A 26,947-nucleotide genomic window follows, 5' to 3' on the forward strand; every position below is an offset into this window, starting at 1 on the left:
CCGGACGGCGCCGCACGACAACCGGGCCACACGAGAACAGGGAGGCAGGGCGTGGAACTCGTCGAATACGCGAACGTGCTGCGACGCCGCTGGGCGGTGATCGTCTGCTCGGCGCTGCTCGCGGCACTCGCCGTCTTCGGCTGGGCCTGGACCACGCCGCCGTCCTACACCGCGACGGCCAAGGTCTACGTGTCCCTGAACACGGGCGAGTCCACGAGCGACCTCCTGCAGGGCTCGACGTACGTCAAGAACCTCATCGAGTCCTACGCGGCGCTCACCGACATGCCGGTGGTGCTCGATCCTGTCGCCCAGGAGCTCGGCGCCGGCATGGACGGTCGCGAGCTCGCCAGGGCGGTCACCGCCGACTCGCCGCTCAACACCTCGATCATCGAGATCAAGGTCGTCGACGGCGCGCCGGAACGTGCGGCGGAGATCGCCAACGCCGTCGCGCAGCAGCTCTCGACCACCGTCGTCGACCTGTCCCCGGCCACCCCGACCGGGGACCAGGCAATCGCCGTGACCGTGGTGTCTCCCGCAGAGGTGCCCGTGTACCCGTCCGCGCCCAGGACCCGGCTCCTGACCGCGGCCGGTGGCGCCGCCGGCCTGGCGCTCAGCATCGCGATCGTCCTGCTCTGGGCCGTCCTCGACACGCGGATCCGCTCGGCCAGGGACCTGGAGCTGGTGTCGGAGGGCACCGCCCTGCTCGGCGCGATCCCGGTCGTCAAGCGCAAGGTCGCCCGGATCCCGGCCACCCACGACCCGCTGAGTACCCGTGCGGAGGCCTATCGCCGCGTCGAGACGAACCTCTCGTTCGTCGATGCGACCACGCCCGCACGGGTCCTCGTCGTGACCTCGAGCGTGCCCGCCGAGGGCAAGTCGACGACGGCCATCAACCTCGCCTCGACCTTCGCCGAGAGCGGGAGCCGGGTCCTGCTGATCGACGGCGACATGCGGCGGCCGTCGGTCGCGCCCACCCTGGGGCTGGAGGGCGCCGCGGGGCTCACCACCGCCCTGGTCGGCCGGGCCACGATGGCGAACCTGGTGCAGCGGTACGGCCCCGGACCGCTCGACGTCCTCCCGCTCGGCCCGATCCCGCCCAACCCGCACCAGCTCATCGCCTCGGACGCCACCCGTGACCTGCTCGGTGCGGCGCGCGCGGCCTACGACGTCGTCATCGTCGACGCGCCCCCACTGCTGCCCGTCTCGGACGCCGCGGTCCTGTCCACCATGGCCGACGGCGTGGTCGTCGTCGTGGGTGCCCGTCGGGTGCGCCGCCAGCAGCTGTCGCAGGCACTGCGCACGCTCGCCGGGGTCGAGGCCCCGGTGCTCGGCCTCATCCTGACGTTCGCACCCCGGTCCGGTCCGGGCGGCACCTACTACGGCTACCGCACGACACGACGCCGCTGGCCCGGCCTGATCTCGGGCAACAGCCGGAACGACCCGCTCGACCTGCCGTCGACCACCGGCGCCATCAGCGTCGTCCCCGGCTCCGGCACCACGCTGCGGTCCGGCGTCACGCCAGGCCCTGCCGGCATCCCCGGGCTGAGCAGCGGACCCCGGCCCGACGCGGTCCCCGTGTCCCGGGAGCCGCGCGACCCCGGGAGCGATCCTGCCCCGCCGAGCGATCCTGCCCCGCCGAGCGGTCCTTCCCCGCTGGGCGGTCCCGGCCCGGCCGGCCAGCGCCCGACCGGTCTTCCCGGCCCCGGCACGGCCTCGGGCCCCGTACCTCGGCCGGGCGTCGCCGTCGGCTCGGAGCTCGGCCAGGCCGATGAACGAACCGGGTAATGCCCGGACGCGTGCCGTCCGCATCTACCAGACGCTCCGCACCGCCCATCTCGAACGGGCGCTGGAGCTGCCCCCTGCCGACATCCTGTACCGGCAGACCCGCTACGACTTCGACGCAGGGCTGGTCGCGCAGGTCCGGCCTCAGCAGGTGGGCGACCTGCGGTGCGCGTGGCTGGTCGCCCGGCGTGGGTACGAGACGGTCGAGATCAACGAGCCCGCCGCCGTCGACTGCGTGCGGCGGTCCGCCGCCGTGCTGGCCGCACTGCTCGTCGGCGACCTGGTCCGACGCCGCCGCACCAGGGTCGTCACCTACGCGATCGGCAACATCGACCCGCACGCCCTGCCGAAGCCAGCTTCCTGGTGGCCCCGGCTCGGCAGGCGGCTGGACCTGGTCCTGGCCCGCTGGGTCTGGCAGCGCGTCGACCGCGTCGTCTTCGGTACGCAGACGGCGCGGCAGGTCTACGGGACGGTCTTCGGCATCGCCGAGCGACGGAGGCTGCACTGGATCACCATCGAGGCGCTCCCCGCCGTGTGCGACTGCCCGGCTGACGGCGGGAAGGCACCGGGCCGGCTGCTGTTCCTCGGCGACCTCTCGCAGCGCAAGGGCTTCGACTCCGTTCTGACCGCATGGTCCGCGGTCCGCCGCCGGGTCCCCGAGGCGCTCCTCACCGTGGTGGGCCGCGGTGCGCTGCTCGACGACGCCTACGCCGCCGCCCGCGCGGACGACCGGGTCCGGGTGATCGCCGACCCGCCGCGCGACGTCGTGCACGCGGAGCTGCGCCGGGCCTCCGTCGTGGTGCTCCCCTCCCGGCGCCAGGACGCGTGGCGCGAGCAGGTGGGCCTGCCGATCGTGGAGGGCCTCGCGCACGGCTGCACCGTCGTGACCACCGACGAGACCGGTATCGCGGACTGGCTGTCCCGCAACGGGCACGGTGTGGTGCCCGCCGGCTCCGTGGCGGAGCTGCTCGCGCCCGTGCTCGCCGAGGCGGCGACCCGGCCGCTCGACGCGGGCGCCGTCCGTGCCTCGCTGCCGCACCGGGACTCCCGGCTCGAGGCGGACGCGTGGCTGTTCGCGCGCGAGGTCGTCGCGGCGCGGGCGTAGCGCGCCAAAGGCCTGGACCGTCCCTGAGCCGGTCGCTACGGTGACGCCATGCCCACGACCGCCCAGCTCGTCGCCTTCGTCGCGGCGTCCGTCGTCTTCATCGCGCTGCCCGGGCCGAGCGTCCTCTTCGCGATCGGACGCGCCCTGACGGTCGGCCGCCGGGACGCGCTGCTCTCGGTCACCGGGAACGCGCTGGGTCTGCTCGTCCAGGTGGCGTTCGTGGCCGTCGGGCTGGGTGCGCTGGTCGAGGCGTCCGCCACCGCCTACACCGTGCTCAAGCTCGTCGGCGCCGGGTACGTGATCTACCTGGGTGTCCAGGCGATCCGGCACCGTGCCGACGCCCGGCTCGCCCTGGCCGCACCCGACAAGATTCGTCCGGCGAGCCCCTGGCGCGCGATCTGGGCCGGGTTCGTCGTCGGTGGGACCAACCCGAAGACCATCGTGTTCTTCGCGGCGTTCCTCCCCCAGTTCATGAACGACGCCGCCCCCGCGACGCCGCAGCTGCTCCTCCTCGGGCTGCTGTTCGGCGTGCTGGCCCTCTGCCAGGACTCGGTCGTCGCCCTGCTGGCCGGTCACGCCCGCACGTGGTTCTCCCGCGACCCGAAGCGGCTCGACCACCTGGGCGCCACAGGCGGCGTCGCCATGGTGGGGCTGGGCACCGGACTCGCGCTCGAGGGCACGGTCATCAAGGCCTAGACGAACGGCACCGTCGGTCGAGGTACGCGTGCGGCCGCCGGGGCCAGCAGCGCCACCCCCAGCACGAGTGTCGTCAGCGCGCTCTCGGCCGGGGAGAACAGCAGGTCCCACATCCCCTTGATGCCGAGGAACAGCACGAGCGCGGACGCGGAGCGCGACGTTGCGAGCATCGCGACGCGGCTCACGAAGAACACGGCCAGCACGACCCCGAGGGCGAGACCCGCCAGCCCGTACCAGGCCCACAGGTCGCCGACCACGGAGTGCAGCTCGATGCCGGCACCGAAGAGGTAGTTCTCGACGTAGCCGTTGTTCGGGTCGTACCCGAGCCCTGCCATGCCGGACTTGGCGATCTGCAGGTCGTGCATCGACGGCATGGTCCCGCCACCGAACCCGGCCGGCTGGGCACCCATGAGCGCCGCCGTCGCGCCGAGCTCGGGCCGGCCACCGGCGATCAGCGTGCCGGAGGTGTCGAGCTGCACGAGCGTGCGTTCCCGGACCTCGTCGCCCATGGCGCCGTCGAGGATCGCCGCCTGCAGGGCGAAGTAGGTGCCGACCGCCAGTGCGCCCACGAACAACACGGTGCGCAGGGCGGCGCCCCGGGACGTCGTCGGCCGCTTCATCGACTGCCAGACGACCAGGACCAGGACCAGGACCAGCACCGCGGCGCCCGACCGCGCACTGCTGACCGCGGACACCGCGGCGAGCGCCAGGAGCGCGACGATCTCGACCCAGCGGGACCGGGCCCGCATCGCGAAGGCGAGGACGAGCACCGTGACCGGCAGCGCGAACCCGAACTTCCACGGGCTGACGGGGAACAGCTCGGAGCCCGGGTTGACCGAGAGCAGCAGCCCGACGCCGAACAGTGCGCCGATCCCCCAGTCGGGCAGCAGCTTGCGTGCCCAGAGGATCCAACCGATCCCGAACGCGAGAGCGATCAGCAGGAACACCGACTCGAAGAACGCGACCCGGGAGAAGACCCGGCTCCCGGCCATCCACGCGGACAGGGCCGCGTCGGCGACGAGGCACGCCACGACCAGCAGGAAGAGGGCCACGGTCCACCGCGAGCCGCGGACGCTGCCCAGCCACAGCGGGAGAAAGGCACCGGCGAGCATCGCCCCCGCGGTCAGGCCGAGGTAGACGTCGAGGTCGAGGCCGGCGAGCAGGATCCCGAGCCCGGCCAGCCCTACCGTGACGACGGCCCAGCCCTCCCGCCCCTCGGGGGACGGAAGGGCCGGGGCCGGCGCGGGAAGGCTGGACGTCACGGCGTGGGCGGCCCCGCCCACAGGTCGTCCAGCCGGACGACGTTCTCGCCGGTGGTGACGCTGCCCGCCAGGGTCAGCGCGTAACCGACACCGCCGGCGTCCTGCAGCTCGGGGGTCGAGTCGGTGGCCGTGAGCTGCCAGTCGGCCGGTTCCGTAGAGCCGGCCTTCCACACCTTGCCCTGCAGCGTGGTCGGCGACGAGCCCGTCAGCTGCAGGCGCACGGCGAGCCGTTCGCCCGCCGCGACGGCGAGGCCGGCGATGTTCGCCGCGGCCAGGGTGGTCTCCGAGGACTGGAGCGCGACGAGCTGCAGCTGGACCGCACCGCTCCCCTTGACCCAGACCTTGGCGCGGTACTCGCTGGAGAATCCACCGGTGCGTCCGACCAGGGAGACGAACGTGCCGCTGCCGTCCGAGATCTCGTCGAGCTCGAGCACTCCGGTGAGCTCGACGTCCGTCACCGACACGTCCCGCAGCTGCGCCTTCGTGTTCGCACCCGGCCCGCTCAGGGTCATCACACCGGTGCCGTCCGCCACGGCGTAGCTGGACGCCGAGCCGTAGTGGGTCCACGGGCCGCCGATGGTGGCCGTGCCCCAGCCGCCGGTCACGGAGCGAGAGAAGTCGTCGGTGGCGAACTCGGTGGGCGCGGAGGCCTCGACCTGGACCGTGTCCTGCGCAGTGGCGCCCTCATCGTCGGTCACCGTGAGGGTGACGGTGTACGTGCCAGGTGCCGCGTAGGTGTGGGTCACCTCCTCGCCCGTGCCCGTCGTGCCGTCGCCGAAGCTCCAGGCCCAGGACGCGATGGTGCCGTCCAGGTCGGCGGAGCCGCTGCCGTCGGCAGCGAGGTCGAAGCCATGGATGGTGGCCGCCGCGTCGGCGACGGGTGCCTCGTTGGGGCGGCCACCGTTCGTGGCGACGGTGTAGTGGTCCAGCACCTTGGCGGCGGCCAGCACCGTCGGGTAGACCGCGACGTCGTCGATCGCCCCCGTGTACCGGTCGCTGCTGAGCCAGGAGCGGTTGGGCCAGCCGCTCAGCGTGTCGGCGCCGATGCGCCAGTAGCCGTTGTAGGCCTGGCCCTGCGTGACGTCGGTCCGGTTCGCGACCCGGGACCCGTCGACGAAGAGCTGCATGCCGCCGGACCCGAGCGTGGCGACCACGTGGTGCCAGCCGCCGTCGTCCACCCGGCCCGGGGACCGGAGCGTCTCCTCGTCGCCGTCGTGCACGCCGAACGTGACCCGGCCACCGGAGTCGACGTAGAGCAGCCGGTCGGTGGAGCTGGAGGTGCCTGTGGCGCTGTTGTTGTTACCGAATCCGACGATGCGGCCGTCGCCGGTGCCCCGGATCCAGGCCTCGACGGAGAACGTGTCGGGTCCGGCGACGCTCTGGGTCGCGGCGAGCCGGCTGGACGACGAGTTCCGGAAGGTCGCGGCGGTGTTCGGGTCGTCCGTGATGGCGCCGGTGGTCCCGAGCTGCACGCTGGTCGGCACGGTCAGGTCCTCGCCACCGGCCCAGTCGTGGGTGCGGGTGGAGCCGGCCGCCTCGCCGAGGCGCCACAGGTGCGCGGCCCCGTCCCGCACCACGGTGTCGGCGTAGTCGCTGCGCGGGGCGTCGGAGACCGTGGCGTCGACCCACTCCGACCGCTGCACGTTGCCCCAGGGGTCGGTGACGGTGAGGCGGTAGCGGTGCTCCGAGCCGGCCGCGAGGCCGGTGTCCTGGGCGGTCCGCCGCACGGGCTTCCAGAACTTGGCCGCGATCGTCTCCTCGAAGACGGGCTCCGTGGCCTCGGAGTCACGGTAGACCCGGTAGGTGAGCGGCTCGTCGTCGCGGTCCCACGTGGTGGTCAGGTTGATCCGCACCGTGCCCGCCGCGACGGACGCCGTCGTCGGGTTGAGGTCCGCCCCGGACTCCATGGGGCCGGAGTCGTTCGGCGCGGTGCTGCGCTTGGCGAACCGGACCAGGCCCTGCTGCCCGACGCCGTTCACCCGCGGGAACTCTCCGCCGTACAGCACGTAGTCCTCGTTGCCGGTCACGGTCCAGGTGGCCTGGTTCTGGCCGCTGTACGTGCCGACCTCGGTACGCGGGTACCAGGTCAGGAGGTCGGGACGCGGCGTGCCGGGGTGGTCGGGGTAGCCGTAGATGTCCCTGGTGTTGGTGCCGCGCACCTCGTCGGTCCACGCGGTCGAGTGGTAGTACGACCGGGGGTTGGTCTCCGGGAAACCGCCGCTGTTGCCGCAGTAGTGCTTGTGGCTGGCGGTGTACACGACGTCGCCGACCGGCGCGACGTCATAGGTGTCTCCGTGGCAGTCCTCGATCCAGACGAGCGTGCCGTCGGCCCAGCTGACCTTGAACGTGCCCTCGGTCGTGCCGCCCTTGCCGTAGTGCCAGCCCACGCCGTACCAGCCCGCCGCACCGTCGCTCGCGAGCCGCAGCACGCTGGAGCTGTCGCCCGCGTTCCGCACCCGTGCGTTGACCGGCAGCGGGCGAACGGCGCCGGTGGCGGCGTCGAGCCAGGCAATGCCGTAGGAGTTGCCGGTATCCGAGTTCACCGACGTGAAGGTGCCCGAGACCATGACCGACTGCTCGTCCGGTGCCACCACGATCGACTGGACCTGCCGGTCGTCGACGACCGGCACGAATCCGGGTCGGAGGGCGCCGTTCGACGCGTTCATGGCCGCCAACCGGTAACGCGTGGTGTTGTTGACCCCGGTGAAGTAGCCGCCCGCGTAGACCGTGGTGTTCGTAGCGGCCACCGACTTCGTGTTGCCGTTCATGCGCGGGGCGAACGACGTGTTCAGCGTTCCGGTCGGCAGGTTGAAGGCGGCGATCCGGCTCCGGGCGGTGCCGTTGACGGTGGTGAAGTTGCCGACCGCGTACAACCGGGTCCCGTCCGGTGAGGCGGCCAGGTCCGTGACGTTGCCGTTGAGCGTGTGGTTGAACGACGTGATCAGCGCGCCCGTCGTCAGGTTGTACGCGAGCAGGTTGGTACGCGGCACCAGGTTGGTGCCGGGGGCGGCGCCGGCGGGCCGGGCGTTCGCGAACTCGCCACCCACGTACACAGTGTTGCCGACGATGACCTGCTTCCACACGATCCCGTCGACCTGCACGGTGGGTAGTCCGTCGGCGGACACGGTGGCCGGGTCCGCAGTCGCCTCCGCGACGTCGGCGGCCACCTGGGCGACCTCGGCGGCCGCAGCCGACGGGCTGGCGACGAACGACGTGACCACGAGAGTGATGCTCGCGAGGACGGCGGAGACCTGACGCCCGGACAGAGTGCGATGGGACACGAGAACCTCACTGGGGAGACATGGACCCGCCGGACCGCTGAGCCGCCGGACGATACGGACCTGTAGAAACGACCGGTTAACACGCTAATAGCGGACAGGATGGTCGGCGCGGTCAAACCGGGTGAACTCCGGGTGATCTCAGTCAGGCGCCGGTGAAGATCGCGATCGCCTTGCCCACGCCGGCGTCGACCTCCAGCTCCACCTCGTCCTGGAACTCGGTCGGCACGCCGAAGACGAAGGCCGCGCCGGCCGACCCGCCGGCCGCGACCTCCGCCTCGAAGGCTTTTCCACCCGGCTTGAGCAGGGGCGTGGCCGGGGTGCGGTCGGGGCCGTAGTAGGCGTTCACCACGACCGTGCGCAGATCGAGCACCTTGCCCGTGCCGTTGGCGAGCTCCACGGCGAACCGGAGAGCCGGGCCACCCACCTCACCCGGAACGTTCGCCTCGCCGGTCACCTCTTCGACGGCGTCCACCCGCACGGTGACCCCCGGCTCGGGCGTCGCGACGGCATCGAACGGCGCCGGATCGAGGGTCTCGCGCGGTTCGGGGGCCGCGACCTTGTCGGAACCGGGCTCCGCCTCGTCCGACGACGAGGGGCCCGCCGGTTCGGAGCCGACCGGGCTCGGCGTGCCGGTCCCCGGTTCGCCTCCGGCGCGCTCGTCCTCCGCGTCAGCACCCGACGTGGTCGGGCTCGCGGACGACAGGGCGCCGGCCGCCGGTTCGGCGTTCGACCGCAGGGTCACCACCGCCACGACGGCAGCGACCGCCAGAGCGAGGACGACGAGGGCCACCACGAGCCGACGCCGGGTGACGAGAGGGGAGGCAGGCATGATCCCGGAGCGTAACCGCGCGGTGTGTCGCACCGCCTGCGTTGCGGCGGAGTTCACCCCTACCGGGCATACGGAAGCAGAACCCGTCCACAGGCCGCGAGGAGCTCCCCGCGCGACCGTGCGAGGGCCCGGCGACCGCGTGCGTCCCGAGCCACGTCGCGCCGCACCGCTGCCCACCCGACCTGCAGCGACCCGAGCAGGCCGCGTACGATCCCGACCGCCAGGGTGCGCGCCCGCAGGGCGGCACGGCGGCCGCGGTCCGGCGCGAGCTTGAGCGCCACGCGCGCCGACGCGTTCGCGAGCCCCGCGCTGCGGGCGAGCAGATAGCGCCGGGTGAGCCGGTCGGCAGGCACCACGTCGGACACGACCGCCTCGGCGCACCAGACGATGCGCCCGCCGGCCGCCGTGAGGGCGCTCGTGAAATGGGTGTCCTCACCGCCCGACAAGCCGAGGGCCGGGTCGAACTCCAGCCCCGCCCGACGGACGACGCGCAGGTCGAGCAGCAGGTTGTTGGTCGCGGCGACCGAGATGGTGGTCCCCGTCGCGAGCCCACGGCGGTGGGCCCGGTCGTAGAACCCCCCGGCCCGGACCCACGGTTCGGGCTCGGCCAGGTACCGGGACACGACGGGCCCCGAGACAGCGTCGGCCCCCGTCCCCACATAGGTCGCGTACAGGGCGCTCAACCAGCCCTCGTACGGCACCTCGTCGTCATCCACGAACACGAGCAGGTCGTGGTCCTCCGAGGCTCGCAGGGCGCGGTTGCGGGCGGCCGAGATGCCCGGCTCAGGCTCGATGACGGTCGCCGCGCCGAGTCCCGCGACGGCGGCGGCGCCCGTGCCGTCCGGGTCGTTGTCGACCACGAGCACGCTCGTCTCGACGCCCTCGATCCGGCGCGCCAGCTCTGCCGCCTGCTCGACGAGCACCGGGACGAGGGCCGCTATCCGGTCCGGGCGACGGTAGGTGAGCACGGCGACGACCAACCGCTCCGACCTGACTTCACCCACCACAATCACCCCTTCCAGCGCCCCACGACGGCTGATCCGGCAGTTACCGTAGCGTGGCCCGCCCCCAGATCCTTCGGAGAGCCGAGACTCGTGCAGCAGGTTCACCCGCGCATCCTGGTCTCGAACCGGGAGCCGCGCAGCACCACCAACCCGTACATCACGATGCTGACCACGGCGCTGCGCCGGACGCCGGGTGTCGAGGTCGTCACCTTCTCCTACCCGGCCGCCCTGTTCGGCAGGTACGACGTCGTGCACCTGCACTGGCCGGAGACGATCCTCGGGCAGGGCGGCCGACGCCGGTCGGGCCGCCTGGTGCGGTGGGGGCTCACCGCGCTCCTGCTGGTCCGGCTGACGATCACCCGCACGCCGGTGGTCCGCACGATGCACAACGTCGAGCTCCCGGCCGACGTGAGCGGCGCCCAGCGGCTGCTGCTGCTCTGGTTCGACCGCCTCACCACGCATCGCATAGTGCTCAACGACCGCACGGAGTGCCCAGGTCCGGTCACGACCATCCGGCACGGTCACTACCGCGACTGGTACACCGGCCCGCGCTCCCCGGCGATCCCCGGTCGGCTCCAGTACGTCGGTCTCGTCCGGCGGTACAAAGGGGTCGAAGGCCTGGTCGAGGCATTCCGGTCCGTCGCGGACGAGTCGCTGACGCTCGGGATCGCGGGGGCGGCGTCCACGTCAGAGCTCGCGGACACGATCACCACGCTGGCCGACGGCGACGCGCGGATCACCGTGCGTCTCGGGTTCCTCCCCGACGACGACCTGGTCGCCGCCGTGACGGCAGCGGAGCTCGTGGTGCTGCCCTACCGGTTCATGCACAACTCGGGCACCGTGCTGGCCGCGCTCTCGCTCGACCGGCCGGTCCTCGCCCCGGACACGGCGGTCAACGCCGACCTGGCGGCGGAGGTCGGGCCGGGTTGGATCCACACCTTCGCCGGCGACCTGACGAGCGAGGCGATCGAGGCCGCGCTGGCGACCGCCCGAGAGCCCCGCGCAGCGTCCCCCGACCTGAGCGCCCGCGAGTGGGACCACGCCGGGCAGGCACACCTCGCCGTCTACCGCGCGGCGCTGTCCCGCGAGCGATCCGCCGCACGCGCCGCCGGAACGCCCACGTGACCAGGGCCGAGGCAGGCGCTCCCTGGCGCTCGGTCGGGAACAGCGCGATCGTCCAGGTGGTCGTCACCGGCCTGTCGGGCCTGCTCGGCATGGTGACCGCTCGCCTGATCATCGAGCAGTTCGGCGTGGCCCAGTACGCCCAGTACGGGCTCCTCGCGTCGCTGCCCGCCCTGATCCCGTTCGCGGACCTGGGCATGGCCGCCGTGGTCGTGAACGCGATGGCCTCGACAGACCGCGTCGGCACCGATCCCACCGTGCGCCGGACGCTGACCAGCGCGTTCCGGGTGATGCTCTGCTCGGGTCTCGCGATCGCGACCATCGGCGCCGTCCTGGGCCTGCTCGGCTGGTGGCCGGCCCTCCTCGGCCCCGGCCTGCTCGACGGCGGCGCCGCGACCGCGACGGTGTGCGTCATGGTTCTCGGCCTCGCGCTGCCGTGCGGAGTCGGAGCCCGCATCCTCGTGGGTCTCGGCCGCAACGCCCTGCAGATCGCGCTCACCGGGCTCACCGCGCCGCTGGTCATGGCCGGCGTGCTCCTGATCATGCTGGCCGGCAACGGTTCGGGCACCTTTCTCGCCGTCGCGCCGTATGCCGCGGCCGCGGTCGTGGCGGTGGTGCTCCTGGTCACCGCGTCCCGCCTGGTCCGGCCCCAGGTCGGTGCCGCGCTCCGGGACGTCCCCCGTCTCCGGGCCGTCCCCGGGGTCCGGGTGTTCGACCTCGCCTGGCCCATGCTCGTGCAGATGATCTCCCTGCCGATCGCGATGCAGACCGGCCGGATCCTGCTGAGCCATCAGGGCACACCTCTCGACCTCGCGCGGTACAACCTCGCGTCCCAGCTCTTCGGCGTCGTCCTCGCCGCGGTCGCGACGGCGGGAGTCGCGCTGTGGCCCTACTTCGCGCGGGCCCGGAGCCAGTCGGTCAAGGCCTCGCCGTTCCGAGCCTCGGTGGTCTTCGTCGTGGCCGGCATCGTGCTGGCCCTGGTCCTGACCGCGCTGCTGCCGGTCGTGGTCCCGCTGGTGACCGACGGCGAGTTCGGCCTCAGCCTGTCGCTCGTCGCCGCGTTCGTCGTGTTCACGGTGCTGCAGGCGGCCAAGTACCCGGTCGGCATGTACATGACCGACGGCCCCGGCCTGCGCGCCCAGGTGCTCCCGATCGTGCTGATGATTCCCCTGAACCTCGGCCTGACCTGGTGGTCGATCCCCCACCTCGGTGCAGCCGGGCCGGTGTGGGCGACGTCGGTGTCCGTGCTGGTGTGCCAGGTGGTCCCCAACGCGCTGTGGGTGCGCCGGTCCATGGCCCGGCAGGCATGACCCGAGAGCCTCGGCACGACCGGGAGCCCGGGCCCGACAGACAGGAGGAGAGCTGATGGTCGATGTCGGAGTCGTCTTCCCCGCGGGACGGGGCGTGGCCCGCTGGGCGGAGCGCGATGCCGAGAGTCCGGTGCCCGGTCGCTGGCCGTACGGCCTCGACGGGCTCGTGTCGCCGGGCCTGGCGCTGACGGACCGCGAGGTCCGACCGGCATCGCGACTCGCCACCCAGGCCTACGCTCGCGGGCTGCCGCTGCCGACGTTCAGCGGGCCACGGCTGGACGTCGCACTCACGTGGGAGGAGTCGCTGGCGGTCGCCCTGCGCTCCCAGGTGCGGGCACGCCGCCACGCCTGCGGCGTGATCTGGGCGACCGACGCCGTCGCGGCGGGTGCGGCCACGCCGGCGATGCACGCTGCGCGGACAGCGCTGCGCGAGATGGACGCGCTCTGGACCCTTGCCCGCCCGCAGGTCGAGCGGGTCCAGTCCTGGCTGGGCGACGGGCACCCGCCCGTCCACCACCTGCCGTTCGGCGTGGACACCGAGTTCTACGCGCCGTCCGCCTATCCCCGACAGCCGCTGGTAGCAAGCATCGGCGGTGACCGCGACCGCGACCCCGAGACGCTGTACGCAGCGCTGGAGCTCGTGCTGCGAGCCCGGCCCGACACGAGGGTCGTCGTCGGCTCCAAGAGCCCGCTCCCGGTCCCCGCGGGCGTGGAGCGCCACGAGTTCATCCCCCACGACGAGGTGCGCCGGCTGTTCGGCCGCGCGTCCGTCGTGGCCGTCGCGACGCGCCCCAACTGGCACGTCTCCGGCATGACCGTGGCCCTGGAGGCGGGCGCCTGCGCCCGGCCTGTCGTCACGTGCGCGACCCCGGGGATGGACGACTACGTGGTGCCGAGCGAGACCGGCGAGCTCGTGCCCCCGCAGGATCCGGAGGCCATGGCGGCGGCCGTCGTCGGACTGCTCGACGACCGTGCGCGGGCGGAGCGTCTGGGCCGGTCCGCGCGGGAGCACGTGGTCGCGAACCACTCGACGAGCGTCATGTGCGCGGCGCTCCGGGCCATCGCGCTGGGCTGACGCGTCGTCAAGCCCGCCGACCGGCGCGCCCGCCACCCGCTCCGCGCACGTGCAGGGCCTCTACCACGCCCCGCGCCACCCCGCGCCACGGCCCGACACCCTCGACGAACTGGCGACGCCCGCCGCGCAGCGCCACGGCCCACGCCGCCCGGGGCAGGGAGCGCCGCCATCGCCGCACGCCTGCCGGACCGAGATTCTTGTGCGCGAACAACATCCGGTTACGGATGTCGTACCGGTAGTACGTCTCGCTCTTGGCCCGGCCGGTGGACTCCTGGGTCCCGCCCTCGTCGTGCACCACGTGGGCGCCGTCGACCACCTCGAGGCGCGCGCCGAGCGCCGTGGCCCGCCACGACAGGTCAACGTCCTCCCAGTAGAGGAAGTAGTCCTCGTCGAAACCGCCGAGCTGCTCCCAGAGCTCTACCCCGACAGCCAGGCACGCACCGCTGAGCCACGGGACGTCGTCGGGCGACGTGCGCCGACCGCTCATGGTTCCGTCGACGAGGTGGAGGTAGGTCAGGCCACGCGAGTAGACGCTGCCGTCCGGCCGGAGGATCTGCGGCGCGACGAGCGCCCTGTCCCGCGACCGGGCCGACGACGCGAGCAACGCGAGGCCCGACGGGTCCGTCCAGGCGTCGGGGTTGAGGAGCACCACGATGCGCGAGCCGGTCGCGAACGCGTGTGCCGCACCGAGGTTCGATCCGCCGCCGAACCCGACGTTCGTCGCGGGCGTCAGGAGCTTCCAGCCGTGCTCGGCGGCCAGCCGCGTCAGGGCTGTCCGCTCCCCTGCGCCGCTGAAGCTGTCCACGACCACCACCCGCACGCCGCTCTCGCCGACCGTCCGGGGCAGGTTGGTCGCGAGCAGGCCGGACGAGCCGTAGTTGACGACGACCACCGCGACGTCGTCGAGCCCGCCCACCGACCGGCGGCCTGCCCTGCCGTCAGCCATCGGAATCACCCTCGAACTTCGGTCTTCCGCCTGGGAATGCGTTCATGCAAGCCGTAGCGTTCTTTTCTGTGGACAAATCAGCACTGCCTTCGACGGTCGTATCGGCTGGACGGGGACTGATTCGCGGCTATGGCATGCTCACGGCGCCGTTCCGCGCCGGCCCAGACTTTCTGCTCATCGGCGCCAAGCGCGGGGGTTCCACGTCGCTGTACTTCGCCCTGCTGGAGCATCCGCAGGTGCTGCCACTGTTCCCGAGCGCCCGGCTGCTGCCCAAGGACAACCACACTAAGGGTGTCCACTACTTCGACTCCCACTACTCGATGGGAGATGTCTGGTATCGCTCGCACTTCCCGGCCACCGCGCGGCGCGCCGGAAAGGTCGTCGGCGAAGGATCGCCGTACTACCTCTTTCATCCGCTGGCGGCGGAGCGTGCCCGGCGCGACGTGCCGGACGTGAAGATCCTGCTGGTCCTGCGTGACCCGATCGAGCGGGCGTTCTCGCACTATCGCGAGCGGCGGCGGCAGGACGCCGAAGAGCTCGACACCTTCGAGGCGGCGCTGGCTGCCGAGGACGAGCGGCTCGCGGGCGAGCACGACCGCATCATCGCGGAGCCCGGCTACCTGAGCTACGCCCACGAGCAGCAGTCCTACCGGGCACAGGGTGAGTACGCCCCACACCTGCGGCGCTGGATGGACCACTTTCCGGCGGAGCAGTTCCACGTGCTCGCCGCGGAGGACTTCTACGCCGACCCGCAGTCCGCGTGCGACGACGTGGCCCGGTTCCTCGGGCTGCGGCCGGCACCGCTGCCGCCGTCGGTGGCCGAACCGTGGAACGCGGCCCCGAGCAGCAAGCTGGCCGATGGCACGCGACGGAGCCTCGCTGAGCACTACGCGCCTTTCAACGCGGACCTCGAGGCACTGCTGGACCGCGAGCTCCCCTGGACCCGGCCCGGTCTCGCCGGACATGTCAGCGGGACAGAGCTGGGCTGATCCTCGCCCGGAGCTCGGCGACCAGGCGGGCCGTGAGCGGCGCATCGTGGTCGTCGCCGGACCTCGCGGCCAGGCGCTCCAGCCAGAACCGCGCTGCCTCGACGTGCCCCGGTTCGGGCGGCGAGACGGACCGGCGGCCGAGGGCGGCCGCACTCGTCACCGCGTAGTAGACCTGATCCGCACCCGGCGGTGCCCAGGCGGCGTCCTCCCAGTCGATCAGCCAGGGCAGGCCGGGGCCGCAGCGTCGTAGGTTCCACGGGGTCAGGTCGCCGTGCATCGGGCGCCAGTGCGCGGGCGCGTCGTGCGGCCGCGGGAGCAGCGGCTCCAGGCAGCGCTGGATGTCGGCCACCAGCCGGGGGAGCACGATGCGCCGCGCCGGAGCGGCAGGGCGAGGCGGCATCGGTTCCATGACCATCCAGTGCCAGCCCTCCGCCTCCCCGCGGCCGAGCACCCGCGGGAGCCGGAACGTCTCGGGCCGCGCCCCCGCGAGCGCGACCATGGCCCGGTGCTCGCGGTCCAGCTCCCCCGGCTCCTCGCGCAGCTTGAGGAAGCCGACCGGCCTCCCCCGGTGGAGCAGGACGGCGGCCAGCCCCGTGCGGGACGCCTGGGGCCGCTCGTAGAGCGCGAGCGCGTCGAACTTCCCGAGCCGCCCGGCGAGGGCGGACCAGCGCGCCGCACCGCCGGGCGGCTCCCAGGTCACCCGCTCCCCCGGCAGGAACCGCGGTCCGAGCATCGCCACGGCGTAGTACAGGCCCCATTGCGCCAGGAGCGCCACCGCCTTGGACCGCGTGATCAACGAGATGCCGGCGAGCGCCGCCTGGCGCGACCGGGCCGGGACGAGGACGTTGCGGGTTCCCATCGCGGGCCGGATCAGGCGATAGCCGCTCCCGGGGGCCGACGACCCCTCGTGCAGGTCCACTGTGCTCAGCTTCTCCCCGGCTCGGTATCGGCGGTCCAGCGCGCCGCGTGCCGCCGCCGCGCGAACGGCCGCGGCCCCGGGGTCGTACGGGCGGCGAGCTCGTGGGCGAGTCGTTCGTACCCGTCGGTCACGGCGTCCCAGTCGTACGCGGTGGCCCGTTCGGCGAGCGCCTTGCCCCGGTCGGCGCACGCCGGGACGTCGTCCTCCGCCTCGGCGACCCGGGCGCCGACGTCGGCCGGGGTGCGGAAGTACCGCCCCGCGTCGCCGAGCACCTCCCGGTTGAACGTGACGTCGTAGGCGATGGTGGCCGTGCCACCGCCGATCGCCCGGAGCAGCGAGGGGTTGGTGCCGCCCACGGAGTGTCCGTGCAGGTAGGTGAGCGCACCGGCGTAGAGCTGGTCGAGCAGCTCCTGGTCCCAGACGCCGCCCAGCAGGCGGACCCGGGAGTCGCCGGCCGCGAGCGCGGTGATCCGTTCGGTGTACTCGTGCGCGTAGGGCGCCGAGCCCACGACGACGAGCGGGCGGACGGCGTCGCCGGCGACGTATCCCTCGACGATGACGTCGACGTGGTTCTCCGGTTCGAAGCGCGCGACGACGAGGTGGTAGCCGTTCGGGGTCAGGTCGAGCTCGGCGAGGCGTTCGTGCCCGACGCCGGTCAGGTCGGGTGCGCCGTAGGTGATGAGGTGGCTGTCCGCGTCGTACTCGTCACGGTAGTAGTCGGCGATGCCCTGGGCGTCCGCGATCAGGGCGTCGGAGAGCCGCACGGCCGCGGTCTCGGCGGCGCGGTAGTACCGCTGGCCCCCGGTACCCCACTTGGCGCGCCGCCACTCCAGACCGTCGACGTGGGTGGCGACCGGGATGCGAGCGGCGCGCAGGACCGGCAGCAGTGGTGCGTTGGCCGTGTTGAACACGAACGCCACGTCGGTGCGGTGCGTCGTCAGGTGGGCCACCGACAGCGCCGTGTGGCTCAGCGTCTCCAGGGAGCGGCGCCGCATGGCGGGCAGCGTGACGAGCTCCATGCCCAGGTGCCGGGTGAGCGGGGCGGCGGCGCGCTCGGCGGCAGGCCCGCGGCGGCAGTAGGTCCGGATCCGGTGCCCGCGTGCGGCGAGGCGGGACCCGATCTCCTCGACGGCCGTCTCGAACCCCCCGTAGCGCGCGGGCACACCACGGGTGCCGACCATCGCGACGTGCAGGGTACTCGGAGGCATGCGGGGAGCGTAGGTCGCCCTGGAGGGGTGGAACACCCCGGCCAGGGGGTGAACATGGCATTTCACCTTCCTGGTCCAGTTTTCACCACCCCTGGGCTGATCAGGCCTGTTTTTCCTTTTTTAACCCGCGGTGCCGTCCGGCATCGCGCGGACGACGCGCCGCCGGCTCACCAGGAGCCGCCCCAGCTGTGCCCGGTACCGCTGCGCCCCGAACCGCTCGCCCGCGTCCTGCCGCCCCGCGTCCGCCACGGCGGCCGCGCGCAGGGGGTCGTCGAGGAGCTGCCCGATCGCCTGGGCCAGCGCCACCGGGTCTTCGGGAGGTACGAGCACGCCCGTCTCGCCGTCGCGGACGATCTCCGCGAGTCCCTGCGTGCGGCTCGCGACCACGGGGCGGCCGGCGAGCATCGCCTGGACCGCCACGTTCCCGAACGGTTCGACCCGCGACGGCACCACGACGACGTCACCCCGTGCGAACCACTGCCAGGGGTCCGCGTATCCCACGAGGTCGACCGCCCCGGCCAGGTCGTCCTCGCCGGCCCGGGCCCGAAGCTGGTCCTCGAACCACTCGTAGCCGGTGAAGGCGGAGCCGCACAGCGTCACGCGCACGTCCCGGCCGGCCCGCCGCAGGAGCGCCACGGCCTCGAGCGCGACGTCGGACCCCTTGCGCGGCGACAGGCGCCCGACCAGCACGACGTGCGCCGGCTCGAAGGCCTCGGCAGCCTCCGGCACCCCCGAGCACTCCGAGGGCTCCATGGACTCCGGCGGGCCGGGTACGCCGTTGTAGATCACGCGCGTGCGCTGCGCCAGCGCCGGGACCGCCGACACGACGACGTCGCGGGCCGCCGCGGAGTTCACCACGACGTCGCGCGCGAGCAGCAACGGGGCCGCCAGCCCGACCCGGACCACCCAGCGTGCGTCGGCCTCCGCCTCGTGCACGTGGCACACGGGCGCCACGCCGGCGAGCCGGGCGGCGACGAGCCACGCGGGGATCGTGAGGGTGTTGACCAGCACGGCATCGGGTCGCAGGCGCCGGATCAGCCGTCTCATGGGGCCGAGGGCACGCAGCGTGCTGGCACCGAGCGCCGCGATGCCGCGCGGCGTCAGGTGCGCCTTGCGCAGCACCGGCACGTCGAACGTCTCCACGCGCGCGCCGATGCCGCGCATCCGGTCGGCGAGCGGCCCGTCACCCGGCAGCAGCACGACGACGTCCGCACCAGCGTCGAGGCAGCCGACCGCGGTCTCGACCAGCTGAAGGTCGGAGCCGTAGAGCTCCACGGAGGCGTGCGCCAGCAGAACCGTTGTCATGAGCGCCAACTGTGCCAGCGATGCATCACACAGGAGATATCGGGCCGGGTGAACTCCGCGCAGTCGAACTCCGGGGTGAAATATCCGCTCTTGCTGCGAAATCACCTGTCCCAAGGGTGAAACTTGCGCCCTAGTGGGTGACTTCTGTTGGTTCACGCCGCGTTGTCCGCGACTTCACCGTACGTTGTTCACCAGCCACCGACGCCATGCCGATCGGCGAGCACCGTGTTGCACCCCACCGACGACGCCTTGGGCGCCTCACAACGGCATGCGTCCGGACACTCAGCCACTTCAGCAGGAATCGAAGGGATCGAGCGTGACCACACACTCGGTTGACGGCGAGCCGCCGCTCCTCTTTCCGGTGCGTGACGGCTTTTCGGCGAACCATGGTGCTTCGCGAACGGCCGAGGACGGCAACGTCCGGTCGCTCCGAGTCGTCTCGGCGCCGCGCGCCCGGACCGGCTGGCAGACCGGGTACCGGACACGGCTCCGGCTCACGGACTCCGCCGTGATCGGGACGACCCTGGCTGCCGCGTACGGCGTGCAGCTCGCGCTCGCCGCACCCACGGGCTGGTCGACCACCGAGCTGATGATGCACACCGGCCCCGCCCTGCTGCTCGCGATCGTGTGGCTCGCGGCGCTGAACACCAACCGCGCGTACGACGTGCGCTTCTTCGGCCGTGGCATGTCCGAGTACCAGCGGGTCCTGGACGCGACGTGGAAGTCGTTCAGCCTGATCGTCCTGCTCGCCTGGGTCACCGCCTACGCCGAGGCGCGCACCCTCCTGCTGGTCGCCGCCCCGCTCGGCATGGTCGGACTCGTCGCGTCCCGGTACGCCTGGCGGCAGCACCTGCTGCGCCAGCGCCGGCGCGGCGAAGGCGGCCTGACGATCGTCCTCGCGGTGGGTGGCCGCGAACAGGCCGCGCGCCTGATCCGGCTCCTGAACGGCGCGCCCGAGCAGGAGTTCGTCGTCGTGGGAGCCTGCGTTCCGACCGGCGGCATGCACCCGGGCGAGCGGGTGAGCGGTGTGCCCGTCCTCGGCGACCTCGACGACGTGGGGCAGACGGCGCACGCGGTGGGCGCGGGCGCGGTCGCGGTGTGCAGCTCGCACGAGGTCACCGCCGACGTCGTCCGGCGGCTGGGCTGGGAGCTCGAGCGCCACGGCGTGGACCTGATGCTCACCGCCGAGCTGGCCGACGTCGCGGTGCCCCGGATCACCGTGTCCCCGGCCCCGGGCATGTCCCTGCTGCACGTGGACACACCCCGGTTCGAGGGCCCCAAGTTCTCCGTGAAGCAGGTCATGGACTGGGGCCTGACCGCCCTGCTGACGATGCTGGTCGCGCCCGTGCTGCTGGCCATCACGCTGGCCGTGGCGCTGACCAGCCGGGGTCCGGTGTTCTACCTGTCGCACCGGGTGGGCCGGGGCGGACGCCTCTTCCCGATGGTCAAGTTCCGCACCATGTACGTGGGCGCCGACCGGGACGTCGTGGCGCTGGCCGCCACCAACGAGGCGGCCGGCCCGCTGTTCAAGATGCGCGCCGACCCACGGGTCACGCGGGTCGGCCGCGTCCTGCGCCGGTACTCGCTCGACGAGCTGCCGCAGCTCTTCAACGTGCTGTGCGGGCACATGAGCCTCGTGGGCCCGCGCCCGCCGCTGCCCCACGAGGTGGCGGCCTACGAGGAACGGATGCGCCGCAGGCTGCTGGTCAAGCCAGGCATGACGGGCCTCTGGCAGGTCACGGGGCGCTCGGACCTGTCCTGGGAGGAGTCGGTGCGGCTCGACGTCTACTACGCCGAGAACTGGACACCGTTCCTCGACCTGCTGATCCTCGCCCAGACCGCCCGAGCGGTCGTCTCGGGCCGCGGGGCGTACTGAAGCGCCACTGGCAACAACCGGCGGCGCCCACATCACGGCCCGAGTGTGAGGGTCGAGACCACATTCACACCGTCCTCGCGTCGGTATGACGGACCCGTCGCGGTAAGGATCGTCAGCGATTCCGGGGCGGTCCGCATATTGGAGGCGATGCGCATCAGCTTGGCCGCCGCATCGTCGACAACGCGCGGGCTCGACGAAAGTTTCACTTCGAACCCCGCCCACCGACCTCCGCTGACCGCGACGATATCTATCTCGTCCCCCTTGCTGTCCTGGTATGCGCGGACCTGCCAGCCTGCCGCCTGCGCGTAAACCTGAAGGTCCCGGAACGCGAGCGTCTCGAAAACCTGCCCGAAGGCCTCGGGATCTTCAACCAGCGAGCGGGGTGTTGCCCCCAGCGCCGCGGCCGCGAGGGACGGATCGGCAAGGTGCCACTTGGGGGTCTTTCGCACCTGAGCCGCCGATCGCAGGTGCTCGCCCCATGCGGGTTGTGGCACAGCGACCCAGAGCCGGACCAATGCATCCAGATAACTGTCCAGGGCATTGGGAGACAGCGGCCCGCCGTAGCCGACGGTGTCAGCTTGCAAGGTCTTCTTGGAGACATAGGAGGCCGAGCTACGCGCAAGCGCGAAGATGAGGGCAGCGACGCGATTCGGGTCCCTACGCACTCCGTCCACGGTCTGGATGTCGGCCGATGCCACCGTCCGCAGGTAGTCGGCGTTCGCCGTCTGCGCGGAGTCGAGGTCGCGGCGGACGTTCGACGGCCAGCCACCACGACAGACGAGTTCTGCGACATGCTTCAGGCCCAGGTCGGGGCCGAGGGTCCGGGGCACCTCCCCGGCGAGCAGCGCAGCAAATGACACCTCGTTCGTGCTGTCCCCACTCTCTGCCAAGGACATCGGGTGTACGCGTATCCGTGCGATCCGCATCGCACCAGAGTGCCGAGTCACGTCGTCGGCAGGTGTCGCCGATCCGGTGAGGATGAACTGGCCGTCCGCGTTGCGGTCGTCCACCGCAGCCCGAACTGCGTTCCATGTCTCCGGGACCAGTTGCCACTCGTCGATGAGACGTGGGGCCGCACCCTCGAGGAGCAGGTCGACGTCAGTCGCGCCAGTACGGCGGGCCTGCGGGTTTCGGTCCAGGTGGAGCGCACTGCGAGCCTGTCGCTGCGCAGCCCAGGTCTTTCCGCACGCCTTCGGCCCTTCGAGCAGAACAGCACCCGCCGACCGGAGGCGAACCGTGAGCTCCGCGTCTACAGTGCGCGGAAGGTAGTCGGTCACGATCATCCCGTCCGATGAGTATATTTTACTCATCTGGCTCAGGATTTTATACTGACCCGGAGAGCCCTGCCTGGTGAGCCGATCGCCGGAAACCAGCCGCTCGGGTCAGCCCCGCACCAGCCGCATCGGCGTGTGCGGGATGCCGTCCTCCAGGAACTCGTCACCGTCGGGCTCGAACCCGTGCTTGCCGTACCAGCGCGTCAGCGGGGACTGGGCATCCAGCACGACGTCGCGGTCGTCGCCGGCGTCGTCGATGTACTTCAGCGCCGCGCGCATGATCTCGTCGGAGTGCCCCTTGCCGCGCGCGCCCTTGACCAGGGCGACGCGGCCGATGCGCCAGACCCCGCCGTCGTCGAGCACGCGGGCCGTGCCGAGCACGCGGGTCCCGCCGTCGGACACGGAGTCGGGCGCAGCCTCACCGAGCCCGACGACCTGCACGGTCGTCGGCTCGAGGTCTCGTCCGTCGAGATCGTCGTACGGGCAGTCCTGCTCGACGACGAACACGTCCTGGCGCAGCTTCCAGACCCCGTAGGCAATGGTCACGTCGAGCTGAGCGAGCGGGGTGGTGATGATCTGCACGGGGTCGATGCTCTCATCCCACCGGCAGGTAGCGCTTCCACCAGTCCAGGATCACGTCGAAGCGCTGCTGCCGGTGCCGGGGCCGTCCGGCGCGGGACAGCTCGTGGTTCTCCCCGGGGAAGACCACCAGCTCCGTCTCCACGCCGTGCCGCTTGAGCGTCGAGTAGTAGCGCTCCGCCTGGGACAACGGGCAGCGCAGGTCCAGCTCGGAGTGCATGACCAGCGTGGGGGTGCGCACCTGTCCGGCAACGGCCTGGGGTGACTGCGCGACCAGCTGCTCGGGGGTCTCCCCCACGTACTCGAGGCCGAAGAACGAGCCGATGTCGCTGGTCCCGAAGAACCCGTCCGGGTCGAGGAAGCCGCGCTCCACGATCGCGCCGGCGAAGCGGTGGTCGTGGGCGACCGTCCATGCCGTCAGGTACCCGCCGTACGAGCCGCCCAGCACGCCCACGCGGGACCCGTCCAGGCGCTCGTCCGCCGCCACGGCGCCGTCCAGGAAGTCCAGGACGTCGTGCAGGTCCGCGGTACCCATGGCCTGGCGGATCGCGCGGCCGTGCGCCTGTCCGTAGCCCGCCGAGCCGCGCGGGTTGCAGTACACGACGGCGTACCCGGCGTCGGCCAGCACCTGCGTCTCGTCGAACAGGTCCACGCCGTAGGACGCATAGGGACCACCGTGGATCATGAGCAGCGTCGGGTGGGCGCCGGTGCCGTGCTTGTCCGGGTCCGGGACGGCGACCCAGCCGTGCACGGGATACCCGTCACGCCCCGCGACGGTGAGCTCGGTCGGGGTCACGAGGCCCGTCGCGCGCAGCGGCGCGGAGAAGTCGGTGCGGCGGTGCAGGCCGCCGCCCGCCGTCAGGTCGACGACACCGAGGTCGCCGTAGCTGCGCGGGTCCCGGTACGACACGGCGAGCGTTCCGCCGGCGGCATCGAACTCCGAGACGACAACGTCGCCGCTGGTCAGCTGGGTTGTGACCCCGTCGTCGGACACCCGGACCACGTGCTGGGTGCCGCGGTGCGCACGGGTGAGCAGCACGCCGCCGTCCGCCAGGGGCAGGGGCTCCCCGCCCACCTCCTGCGTCTCCGGGTCGGTGAGGCGGCGAGGCTCCGGGTCGGCCCACGCCGACAGGACGTAGAGCGCTGCGTTGCGCGCCACGAAGTCCTTGCCCTCGGGGCCGAGGTCCTGCGCGACCACGTACAGCTCGCCACCCGGGCCGAACGCGATCGTCTGCGGGGCGAGGGTGCCGAGGTCCACCTCGGAGCCGCCACCGGCCGGGACGGCGAGCGGCAGCACCCGCACGATCCCGAGCGCCACCTGTCCCGGACCCTGCTCACGCTCGGCGATGATGCCGATGGAGCCGCCGTCGGGCGTGAAGGCGATCGCACTGTGGTCGACGTCGTCGGTGGTCACCCGGCGCGGCTCCGGCACCGTGGGCCGGGGCTGGCACTCGCCCTGCGCGGTCGGCGCGGGCTGCACCACCGGCTCCCCGGCGACGTCGGGCACGTCGATCACGAACAGGTGCTGCGGGCGGTCACGGTGGTATCCCAGTCCGTTGCGCGTCCAGCTCCACTCCGTGATGCGGCGCGGCGCCTCGGCGCCCGGCGCGATGCCCTCGACCGAGCCGTACCGGCCCGGCTCGGGCTCGCGGCTCAGGAACGCGAGACGGGTGCTGTCCGGCGACCAGCGGAAGTCGCTCACACCCAGCGTGCGGTCCGTGACCTGCACGGCCTCGCCGCCGGCGAGCGGGAGCACCCAGAGCTGCGGCGCGGCCTGCGGCTGTGCGCGCAGGAAGGCGACGAGGGCGCCGTCGGGCGAGATGCGCGGGGCGGTGTCGCGGTGTCCGCGGGTCAGTCGGCGGGGCTTGCCGGAGGTCTTTGGTGCGCCAGGGTTCTTGGCCTCGCCGGCCGGCTCCGTGGAATCCAGCGGCACCCGCCAGAGCTGGCCCACGGTGGCGTCGGCGTCGAGATCGGGGCGGGTCACCGAGACGACCGCCCAGGTTCCGCCCGGGTGGACGGCGGGCCGGGAGACGGCACGGATCAGGGGGAGGTCGGTGGCCTGCATGAGCCGGACATTACCCTTGCGAGCATGTCCGAAACACAGCAGCCCGACGCCCCGGCCGCCACGCCCGAGGCCTGGGGCGAGCCGCGTACCCGCGAGCTGACCTGGTACGACCCTCTGCAGATCGCGGCCCAGGTGCCGCGGATGTCCGGCATCGAGTTCCTGGGCCGGATGCGGGACGGCGTCATCCCGCCGCCGCCGATCGCCGCGCACTTCGGGCTCGACATCGACGTCGTGGAGCCCGGGCGGGTGACCTTCACGTGCACCCCGGACGAGTCCGGCTACAACCCGATCGGCACCGTGCACGGCGGTGTCGTGTGCACGCTCCTGGACACGGTGTGCGGCTGCGCGATGCAGTCCGTGCTGCCGCAGGGCAAGGGGTACACGTCGGTGGAGATCAAGGTCAGCTACGTCAAGGCCGTACGCGGCGGCGGGGGCCCGCTCACCGCGGAGGGCACCGTGGTCAAGGCCGGTTCACGTGTCGGCTTCACCGAGGGCGTCGTGCGGGACGCGGCGGGTGCGGTCGTCGCGACGGCATCGAGCACGCTCCTGCTCTTCGACCTCCCAAAAGCGTGACCGGCAGCCCGGGCCGCTGAGCCCGGGGCTGCTACCCAGCGATCCCGCCCGAAAACTGGACGGGTTCGGGCGCAATCGCTGGGTACCCGCGCACCATCCCGCGTCAGGTGATGAGGAGGCCGACCACCCAGGCGCCCGACGCCAGCAGCGCGCCCACCAGCTGCACGCCGATGGTGATCAGGGTGGCCTGGACGGCGGTCTTGGTGGACCGCCAGGCCGCCGGCACGTCCTTGTGCCGGGCCCACTCCAGCAGGAAGATCGCGCCGACGAAGAACAGGAACAGCCCGATCACCGGCACCACGAAGAAGCCGATGATGCCGGCGATACCGCCGACCGCGAGGGTCAGCCAGGGCACCTTGGCCTTGCGCATGTGCTTTCCCGCGATCACCCACTGGGCGATCTCGGCAACGACGATCGCCACGGCGGCGATGCTGAAGACGACCCACGCCTCGACGCCGCCCGTCATGATCGCCCAGACGAGGATGCCGCCCAGCACGAGCACGGAGCCGGGCAACACCTGGATGACGATGCCGATCAGTCCCACCAGGATGGCCACGCCGACGAGTACTTCTCCCAGAACGCTCACGGCCGCACCCTAGCGGTCGGGCGATCAGTTCCAGAACACTGCGACCAGGATGTTTACCAAGGTGAGGCCGAGCACGGAGCGCTTGAGCCCCGGGGAGACGTCCTCGCCCTTGCGCACGGCGAGCACGGCCAGCACGGCGACGGCGAGCGCGACGACCAGCTTGACGCCGATCTTCGCCATCGACGGGCCGCCGTCGTCCCAGAGACCGCCCATCTCCGCGATGCCGACCATGATGATGCCGGCGGCGGCAGCACCCATGGCACCGTGCGAGACGCCCTTGTAGAGAGCCTTGGTGCGCAGCGACGCGATCGAGCCGCCGAACACGAGGGCCCAGCTCGCGAAGTGCAGGAACACGAAGACGTTGTAGAGGAACTCCATGGCCGTCAGCCTATCCGTGGCGGAGGCCGGCGAGGCACGGAACCGCAGGCAGCTCGCGGCAGTGACGAGAGCCACCGTGCGGGGACCGACGGCGGCTGGGACGGTCACTCTGACGTGTCTCCGTGAACAGTACCGAACCTGCTACGCACCGCCATCTCATGCCCCACACCGGCCATTTTCGTCGGGCCGTGAACCGCCCTGCCTGATAAGGCTGCTGCCGGCGCTGCCGACGGCGAAACGTCGGATCCGTATCGGCAAAGCCCGAAGCCGTACAACAATTCAGGTACGAAGCCGAACTGCGCTCCTCCACCAGCGCCGAACGCCCGTACTAGCCGAGAATCTCCCGCCACGGCGGAAGCACGAGCGATACCAGAACCGCAACCAAAGATCCGGCCAGCGCGCCGCAGACGGACGAGTACATGTAAAGAAACGGCTCGTCGTAGATGTCGACGCCGGAGCCGCGGGCGGATCGGGACCTGAATCTACCCTCGATGAACGTAGCAATGTATGAGAAAAAGAGGGAGAGGATGATCGCAAACCCGGACACCATGAGGATCGGAGGGAAACCTAAAGGCCTCGACGCACCAAAGAAAATGGCGACGGCAATAATACTCAATACCGTGAACCCGAAGATGGAAACCCCTGAGTAGAGGGAGAACCCCTGCCTTGCATCCTGAAATGCTGGCACCTTTGGCAGCCCCTCAGACCGCGCATCACCAGCGACAGATTGCCTTGAAACTGCCCAAGACACCGTTCTCAGCAGAAGCAGCCCGATGAGAATCG

At 72.0% G+C, this 26,947-nt stretch carries 23 protein-coding genes; 9 read left to right on the forward strand and 14 right to left on the reverse strand.

The genetic code is table 11. The features are described 5' to 3' along the window. The first annotated feature begins 51 nt into the window (after positions 1 to 51). The 3 genes from ACFSL2_RS12970 to ACFSL2_RS12980 are packed head-to-tail and all read left to right on the forward strand — an operon-like array spanning position 52 to position 3,583. Complete coding sequence (locus tag ACFSL2_RS12970) at positions 52 to 1,785, forward strand: tyrosine-protein kinase domain-containing protein (RefSeq protein WP_377198265.1); 1,734 nt, start codon at positions 52 to 54, stop codon at positions 1,783 to 1,785. Then, on the forward strand, positions 1,769 to 2,887 hold the full coding sequence (locus ACFSL2_RS12975) for a glycosyltransferase family 4 protein (RefSeq protein WP_377198266.1): 1,119 nt from the start codon (positions 1,769 to 1,771) through the stop codon (positions 2,885 to 2,887). Before ACFSL2_RS12970 ends, ACFSL2_RS12975 begins: the two co-directional genes overlap by 17 nt. 48 nt (positions 2,888 to 2,935) lie before the next feature. Beyond that, positions 2,936 to 3,583 carry a LysE family translocator gene (locus ACFSL2_RS12980; RefSeq protein WP_377198267.1) on the forward strand — a complete coding sequence of 216 codons (648 nt, stop codon included), beginning with the start codon at positions 2,936 to 2,938 and terminating at the stop codon, positions 3,581 to 3,583. Here ACFSL2_RS12980 and ACFSL2_RS12985 read toward each other — a convergent pair. From ACFSL2_RS12985 to ACFSL2_RS13000, 4 genes are all read right to left on the reverse strand, one after another. Further along, a complete protein-coding gene (locus ACFSL2_RS12985) occupies positions 3,580 to 4,845 on the reverse strand; it encodes a hypothetical protein (RefSeq protein ID WP_377198268.1) in 1,266 nt (421 codons plus the stop codon). The two genes, ACFSL2_RS12980 and ACFSL2_RS12985, sit on opposite strands and share 4 nt — an antisense overlap. Further along, positions 4,842 to 8,126 (reverse strand): PKD domain-containing protein, encoded by a 3,285-nt coding sequence (locus tag ACFSL2_RS12990; RefSeq protein ID WP_377198269.1) that lies wholly within the window; start codon positions 8,124 to 8,126, stop codon positions 4,842 to 4,844. The genes ACFSL2_RS12985 and ACFSL2_RS12990 overlap by 4 nt, the downstream gene beginning before the upstream one ends. A 142-nt stretch (positions 8,127 to 8,268) precedes the next feature. After that, on the reverse strand, positions 8,269 to 8,955 hold the full coding sequence (locus tag ACFSL2_RS12995) for a hypothetical protein (protein ID WP_377198270.1): 687 nt from the start codon (positions 8,953 to 8,955) through the stop codon (positions 8,269 to 8,271). A gap of 59 nt (positions 8,956 to 9,014) precedes the next feature. Continuing rightward, positions 9,015 to 9,959, reverse strand: a complete 945-nt coding sequence (locus ACFSL2_RS13000; RefSeq protein WP_377198271.1) for a glycosyltransferase family 2 protein — start codon at positions 9,957 to 9,959, stop codon at positions 9,015 to 9,017. 90 nt (positions 9,960 to 10,049) lie between these two features. Here ACFSL2_RS13000 and ACFSL2_RS13005 point away from each other — a divergent pair, with 90 nt between their 5' ends. From ACFSL2_RS13005 to ACFSL2_RS13015, 3 genes are read left to right on the forward strand one after another with little or no spacing between them, the layout of a single operon-like run. Beyond that, positions 10,050 to 11,084, forward strand: coding sequence for a glycosyltransferase (locus ACFSL2_RS13005; protein WP_377198272.1), 1,035 nt, complete (start codon positions 10,050 to 10,052; stop codon positions 11,082 to 11,084). Beyond that, positions 11,081 to 12,391: a lipopolysaccharide biosynthesis protein gene (locus ACFSL2_RS13010; RefSeq protein ID WP_377198273.1), complete on the forward strand. Its 1,311-nt coding sequence runs from the start codon at positions 11,081 to 11,083 to the stop codon at positions 12,389 to 12,391. The genes ACFSL2_RS13005 and ACFSL2_RS13010 overlap by 4 nt, the downstream gene beginning before the upstream one ends. Before the next feature lie 55 nt (positions 12,392 to 12,446). Further along, complete coding sequence (locus ACFSL2_RS13015; RefSeq protein ID WP_377198274.1) at positions 12,447 to 13,466, forward strand: glycosyltransferase family 4 protein; 1,020 nt, start codon at positions 12,447 to 12,449, stop codon at positions 13,464 to 13,466. 7 nt (positions 13,467 to 13,473) lie between these two features. On the opposite strand, the gene ACFSL2_RS13020 is transcribed toward ACFSL2_RS13015, so the two are convergent. Continuing rightward, positions 13,474 to 14,412: a glycosyltransferase gene (locus ACFSL2_RS13020; RefSeq protein ID WP_377198275.1), complete on the reverse strand. Its 939-nt coding sequence runs from the start codon at positions 14,410 to 14,412 to the stop codon at positions 13,474 to 13,476. 134 nt (positions 14,413 to 14,546) lie between these two features. On the opposite strand from ACFSL2_RS13020, the gene ACFSL2_RS13025 reads away from it, so the two are divergent. Beyond that, positions 14,547 to 15,401 carry a sulfotransferase domain-containing protein gene (locus ACFSL2_RS13025; RefSeq protein WP_377198276.1) on the forward strand — a complete coding sequence of 285 codons (855 nt, stop codon included), beginning with the start codon at positions 14,547 to 14,549 and terminating at the stop codon, positions 15,399 to 15,401. On the opposite strand, the gene ACFSL2_RS13030 is transcribed toward ACFSL2_RS13025, so the two are convergent. From ACFSL2_RS13030 to ACFSL2_RS13040, 3 genes are all read right to left on the reverse strand, one after another. Continuing rightward, the gene (locus ACFSL2_RS13030) at positions 15,379 to 16,320 is read right to left on the reverse strand and encodes a phosphotransferase (RefSeq protein ID WP_377198277.1); all 942 of its coding nucleotides are present in this window, start codon (positions 16,318 to 16,320) and stop codon (positions 15,379 to 15,381) included. The genes ACFSL2_RS13025 and ACFSL2_RS13030 overlap by 23 nt on opposite strands. Positions 16,321 to 16,325: 5 nt before the next feature. Continuing rightward, positions 16,326 to 17,528, reverse strand: a complete 1,203-nt coding sequence (locus ACFSL2_RS13035) for a DUF1972 domain-containing protein (RefSeq protein WP_377198278.1) — start codon at positions 17,526 to 17,528, stop codon at positions 16,326 to 16,328. A gap of 120 nt (positions 17,529 to 17,648) precedes the next feature. Next, positions 17,649 to 18,833 (reverse strand): glycosyltransferase family 4 protein, encoded by a 1,185-nt coding sequence (locus ACFSL2_RS13040; protein ID WP_377198279.1) that lies wholly within the window; start codon positions 18,831 to 18,833, stop codon positions 17,649 to 17,651. Between the two features lie 316 nt (positions 18,834 to 19,149). Between ACFSL2_RS13040 and ACFSL2_RS13045 the strand changes: the two genes are divergently transcribed. After that, positions 19,150 to 20,709, forward strand: a complete 1,560-nt coding sequence (locus ACFSL2_RS13045; protein WP_377198280.1) for a sugar transferase — start codon at positions 19,150 to 19,152, stop codon at positions 20,707 to 20,709. 32 nt (positions 20,710 to 20,741) lie between these two features. Here the strand turns inward: ACFSL2_RS13045 and ACFSL2_RS13050 are convergent, their stop codons facing one another. From ACFSL2_RS13050 to ACFSL2_RS13060, 3 genes are all read right to left on the reverse strand, one after another. Next, on the reverse strand, positions 20,742 to 21,986 hold the full coding sequence (locus ACFSL2_RS13050; protein ID WP_377198281.1) for an ATP-binding protein: 1,245 nt from the start codon (positions 21,984 to 21,986) through the stop codon (positions 20,742 to 20,744). 105 nt (positions 21,987 to 22,091) lie between these two features. Next, a complete protein-coding gene (locus ACFSL2_RS13055; protein ID WP_377198282.1) occupies positions 22,092 to 22,565 on the reverse strand; it encodes a GNAT family N-acetyltransferase in 474 nt (157 codons plus the stop codon). A gap of 13 nt (positions 22,566 to 22,578) precedes the next feature. Next, complete coding sequence (locus ACFSL2_RS13060) at positions 22,579 to 24,627, reverse strand: S9 family peptidase (RefSeq protein WP_377198283.1); 2,049 nt, start codon at positions 24,625 to 24,627, stop codon at positions 22,579 to 22,581. Positions 24,628 to 24,651: 24 nt separating this feature from the next. Between ACFSL2_RS13060 and ACFSL2_RS13065 the strand changes: the two genes are divergently transcribed. Continuing rightward, positions 24,652 to 25,200, forward strand: a complete 549-nt coding sequence (locus ACFSL2_RS13065; RefSeq protein WP_377198284.1) for a PaaI family thioesterase — start codon at positions 24,652 to 24,654, stop codon at positions 25,198 to 25,200. A 103-nt stretch (positions 25,201 to 25,303) separates the two neighbouring features. Here ACFSL2_RS13065 and ACFSL2_RS13070 read toward each other — a convergent pair whose 3' ends face one another. From ACFSL2_RS13070 to ACFSL2_RS13080, 3 genes are all read right to left on the reverse strand, one after another. After that, positions 25,304 to 25,786 carry a DUF456 domain-containing protein gene (locus ACFSL2_RS13070; RefSeq protein ID WP_377198285.1) on the reverse strand — a complete coding sequence of 161 codons (483 nt, stop codon included), beginning with the start codon at positions 25,784 to 25,786 and terminating at the stop codon, positions 25,304 to 25,306. Positions 25,787 to 25,810: 24 nt separating this feature from the next. Next, entirely contained in the window at positions 25,811 to 26,164 is a 354-nt protein-coding gene (locus tag ACFSL2_RS13075; RefSeq protein ID WP_377198286.1) for a hypothetical protein, read from the reverse strand. Positions 26,165 to 26,492: 328 nt separating this feature from the next. Continuing rightward, positions 26,493 to 26,852 (reverse strand): hypothetical protein, encoded by a 360-nt coding sequence (locus ACFSL2_RS13080; RefSeq protein WP_377198287.1) that lies wholly within the window; start codon positions 26,850 to 26,852, stop codon positions 26,493 to 26,495. Between the last annotated feature and the right edge of the window lie 95 nt (positions 26,853 to 26,947).

The organism is Promicromonospora aerolata (assembly GCF_042682255.1).
GTDB classification, from domain to species: Bacteria; Actinomycetota; Actinomycetes; order Actinomycetales; family Cellulomonadaceae; genus Promicromonospora; species Promicromonospora aerolata.

Excerpts from the sequence above, each read along its gene's own strand:
- ACFSL2_RS12975 (WP_377198266.1), top strand. The coding sequence starts at position 1,769 with ATGAACGAACCGGGTAATGCCCGGACGCGTGCCGTCCGCATCTACCAG.
- ACFSL2_RS13075 (WP_377198286.1), bottom strand. The coding sequence starts at position 26,164 with ATGGAGTTCCTCTACAACGTCTTCGTGTTCCTGCACTTCGCGAGCTGG.
- ACFSL2_RS13025 (WP_377198276.1), top strand. The coding sequence starts at position 14,547 with ATGCTCACGGCGCCGTTCCGCGCCGGCCCAGACTTTCTGCTCATCGGC.
- ACFSL2_RS13015 (WP_377198274.1), top strand. The coding sequence starts at position 12,447 with ATGGTCGATGTCGGAGTCGTCTTCCCCGCGGGACGGGGCGTGGCCCGC.
- ACFSL2_RS13020 (WP_377198275.1), bottom strand. The coding sequence starts at position 14,412 with ATGGCTGACGGCAGGGCAGGCCGCCGGTCGGTGGGCGGGCTCGACGAC.
- ACFSL2_RS12980 (WP_377198267.1), top strand. The coding sequence starts at position 2,936 with ATGCCCACGACCGCCCAGCTCGTCGCCTTCGTCGCGGCGTCCGTCGTC.
- ACFSL2_RS13060 (WP_377198283.1), bottom strand. The coding sequence starts at position 24,627 with ATGCAGGCCACCGACCTCCCCCTGATCCGTGCCGTCTCCCGGCCCGCC.
- ACFSL2_RS13065 (WP_377198284.1), top strand. The coding sequence starts at position 24,652 with ATGTCCGAAACACAGCAGCCCGACGCCCCGGCCGCCACGCCCGAGGCC.
- ACFSL2_RS13035 (WP_377198278.1), bottom strand. The coding sequence starts at position 17,528 with ATGCCTCCGAGTACCCTGCACGTCGCGATGGTCGGCACCCGTGGTGTG.
- ACFSL2_RS12995 (WP_377198270.1), bottom strand. The coding sequence starts at position 8,955 with ATGCCTGCCTCCCCTCTCGTCACCCGGCGTCGGCTCGTGGTGGCCCTC.
- ACFSL2_RS13040 (WP_377198279.1), bottom strand. The coding sequence starts at position 18,833 with ATGACAACGGTTCTGCTGGCGCACGCCTCCGTGGAGCTCTACGGCTCC.